This is a genomic window from Streptomyces sp. NPDC059456 (assembly GCF_042750055.1).
In the GTDB taxonomy this organism is placed as follows: domain Bacteria; phylum Actinomycetota; class Actinomycetes; order Streptomycetales; family Streptomycetaceae; genus Streptomyces.
Genome location: NZ_JBHYVA010000258.1, coordinates 1 through 965, shown reverse-complemented (window position 1 = coordinate 965; position 965 = coordinate 1). Strand labels below are relative to the sequence as shown.

The window sequence follows — 965 nt, the reverse complement described above, 5'->3', positions numbered from 1 at the left end:
GGGGCCGCGCTGGGGAGCTGAGCCGACTTTCCCCTAATTATACCGGACGGCCGCGGTCCACAACGGGGGGTATTTTCCGAGGGGGTGGTGTGGGGGGCGCGGCCGGGGCGTCCGGCCGCTGGATGTGGGGGGCAGGCACGCCCGTTGCGCTCACTTCACCGGAAGGCTTCCCGCAGACGTGAACCGAGTCCAGACCGTCACGCCCGTGCTGATACTCGTCGCTTTCGACGCCGTCAGGAGACACCCACGCCGCCCGCATGGAGGAGCGCATGAGTGAGGGCGAGTTCGACCCGTCCGGTGACCGGGCGGTCTCCAGCGAGCTGGCCGGCGTGCTGCCGGTCGAGTTCAGTGCGTTCCACTCCCAGCACCACCGCACCTATCTGCGCTACGCACACCTGCAACTGGGCTCCCGCGAGGACGCCGAGGACGTCGTCGACGACGTGTTCACCTTCCTGCTGAAGGTGTGGCGCCAGGCGCTGAAGGAGGCGAGCCTCCACGGCTTCGCCTGGGCGGTGCTGCGCGAACACGTCGCGCGCAGACTGGCGCTCCTCGGCCGGCCCGGGGCGATGGTCGAGACGGCCTGGTTCGCCGCGCTGCGCCGCGCCTCCCGCCGGCGCATGGAACTGCTGGAGTCCAAGCTCGGCTTGTACGCGGCGATCGAGTGCCTGCCCGAACGGCACTACGACGTGGTGCTGCTGGCCTTCCTGCTGGGGTACGACAACGGCACCGTCGGCCGGACGATGGGGATCTCGCCCGCCGCGGTCCGTTCGCACATTCGAGGCGCAAACCGAATGCTGTCCCAGAAACTCGGGACGGACTGGGCTCCTGGAGAGGAGAAGGGCCAGTGAGCGACATGACGGCCGACCGCGACGCCGTGACCGGGGAGGAGGGGCAGGAGCTGGCGGCGGCACTGGCGCAGGCCCGGGTCCTGGTCGAGGAGTACGCCGGCTACGACGAGGACGCCG

The 965-nt window shown here is 70.2% G+C and carries 1 protein-coding gene; it reads left to right on the top strand.

What is annotated here, in order from left to right; translation table 11 throughout:
* The first annotated feature begins 269 nt into the window (after window positions 1-269).
* Window positions 270-848: an RNA polymerase sigma factor gene (locus ACFXA3_RS22170; protein WP_385189159.1), complete on the top strand. Its 579-nt coding sequence runs from the start codon at window positions 270-272 to the stop codon at window positions 846-848.
* Window positions 849-965: the final 117 nt, after the last annotated feature.